Genomic DNA, 2,179 nt, shown 5'->3' on the forward strand with positions numbered 1-2,179 from the left:
GAAGCGGTCACCGGTGCCGGCGCGCCCTGGGTACCGCGCTTTTCACGCGCGGCGTAGGTCGATTCCTCCAGACGGTCGCGGAAGGACACCACATCACTGGACGGCGCCTCGTTCAGACGGCCTTCCAGGATCATCCGTGGCGTGGTGTTCGGGCCGTAAGCGTCGAGGTTGGCGGCATCGTCGATCTGCAGCACCGCGCCATCGAGCGCGACCCCGGCGAACAGGCCGCGCGCGCGCGACCACGACCAGATTTCGGCCTTGAGCTGGCCGTCGGTGGCGGCGGCGGCACTGCGCCCGACCGGACCGGCGGCCACACCGGCGTCGGCACCGAGGGTGAACTTGCCGTTGACGATGTTGTCCAGGCTGCGGTCGTTGCGGAACACCAGAATCACATCGGAGGACTGCACGCCGGCCTGGAAGCCGATGCTGCCGCCGGTGAGCTTGATGAACACCGGGTTGGACCAGCTGCCATCGGCCATCTTCACCGACATCAGACCGTGGCCACGACGGCCGCCGAGCACCAGCCCGGCCTTGATCGTGTCGGGAATGACGATGACCGCGCGGCCCTCGTCCAGCAGTTTGTCGGGAATGGCCTGCTCGGGAATGTTCTGGATCTCGCTCAGCACGCGTACCGCATTGCGGGCGCGCTGATCCTCCTGCGGGCCGGCAACGGCGTTGGCGGACAGCAGGCTGGCAGACAGCAGCAGGGCAAGGCACGGCAGGCGGCGCATGGTTAACTCCGTAGGTCGGTGCACAGGAAGATAAAGCAAGTGCCTGAAAATAGGAGCGCCGCTCTGAATACGCAGTGAGCGGAGATATCCGGCGCCGCGTCCGCGTTGCCATCTCCGCATCGCCGGCAGCGGCGGGACCTGCGAGAATGTACGCATGTCCGACGCACCCATCACCGCGCTGCTCGCGGTCAATCTAGGTACGCCCGAGACGCCCACCGCTCCTGCGGTGCGTCGCTATCTGGCCGAATTCCTCAGCGATCCCCGTGTGGTGTCGATCCCGGCACTGCTGTGGAAACCACTGTTGTACGGGGTGATCCTGCCGCTGCGCAGCAGTCGCTCGGCCGCCAAGTACGCGCAGGTGTGGCTGCCGGAAGGCTCGCCGCTGGCGGTCTACACGCAGCGGCTGACCGCGCGCCTGCAGCAGGAACTGCCGCACTGGCGCGTGCGTTACGCGATGCGCTACGGGCAACCGGCGCTGGACAACGCGCTCGATGCGCTGGTGGCCGAAGGCATCCGCCGCATCGTGGTGCTGCCGCTGTATCCGCAGTACTCCACCACCACCACCGCCTCCATTGAAGACAGGCTGGCGCGCTGGCAGGCCCGCAATCCATCCATCACGCTGCAGACCATCCGCGACTACGCCACCGATCCGGCCTGGGTGGCGACGGTGGCGGGCTCCATCCGTGATTACTGGCAGCAGCACGGCCGCGCCGAGAAGCTGGTGTTCTCTTTCCATGGCATTCCGCAGCGGGTGGCCAACAATGGCGACCCCTATCCGCAGCAGTGCCAGGCCAGCGCGCATGCCATTGCCGCGGCGCTGGAACTGCAGCCACACGAATGGGCCATGGGTTATCAGTCGCGCTTCGGCCGCGAGCAATGGCTGCAGCCCTATGCCGAGCCGATGCTGTGGGAGCTGGCCGCCGCGGGCGTCCGGCATATCGATGTGGCCTGCCCCGGCTTTGCCACCGATTGCCTGGAAACTCTGGAAGAAGTGGCGATGGGGTTCACCGAGACCCTGGCCGAACGTGGCGCGCAGATGCGCTACATCCCCTGCCTGAATGATGCGCCGGCGCACGCCCGTGCTCTGGCCCGCCTGGCCGCAGCGCAACCGGGATGACTGTGCAGCCGCTGGAGTTGATCGCCGATGGCCTACCGGTCGCGGCGCTGCGCAGCGGCACGCCCGGTGGGCTGAAGGTGCTGGCCCTGCACGGCTGGCTGGACAACGCGGCCAGCTTCCTGCCGCTGGCCGCGCAGCTGCCGACACTGGATCTGGTGATGGTGGATCTGCCCGGTCACGGCTGAGCGATCACCTGCCGCCGACCACCCCCTACACCACGCCCTACGCGATCGTGCAGACGCTGGCCATCGCCGATGCGCTGGGCTGGGACCGCTTCGTGCTGCTGGGCCATTCGATGGGCGCGGCGATCGCCAGCCTGGTCGCGGCGGTG

Annotated in this window: 2 protein-coding genes and 1 pseudogene; 2 read left to right on the forward strand and 1 reads right to left on the reverse strand. The window is 67.8% G+C overall.

The window, feature by feature from the left end; genetic code table 11:
* Positions 1-731, reverse strand: a 731-nt coding sequence (locus JCM9942_RS14440) for a lipid-binding SYLF domain-containing protein (protein ID WP_054660526.1), incomplete at its 3' end; no start/stop codon positions are given.
* A 154-nt stretch (positions 732-885) separates the two neighbouring features.
* Between JCM9942_RS14440 and hemH the strand changes: the two genes are divergently transcribed.
* Both hemH and JCM9942_RS20300 read left to right on the forward strand, forming a co-directional pair.
* The gene (gene hemH, locus JCM9942_RS14445; RefSeq protein WP_054660528.1) at positions 886-1,848 is read left to right on the forward strand and encodes a ferrochelatase; all 963 of its coding nucleotides are present in this window, start codon (positions 886-888) and stop codon (positions 1,846-1,848) included.
* Positions 1,845-2,179, forward strand: a pseudogene (locus tag JCM9942_RS20300) (alpha/beta fold hydrolase); the annotation flags it as partial. The gene hemH and the pseudogene JCM9942_RS20300, both read left to right, overlap by 4 nt.

The sequence above is a fragment of the Stenotrophomonas pictorum JCM 9942 genome (genome assembly GCF_001310775.1).
Taxonomy (GTDB): Bacteria; Pseudomonadota; Gammaproteobacteria; order Xanthomonadales; family Xanthomonadaceae; genus Stenotrophomonas; species Stenotrophomonas pictorum.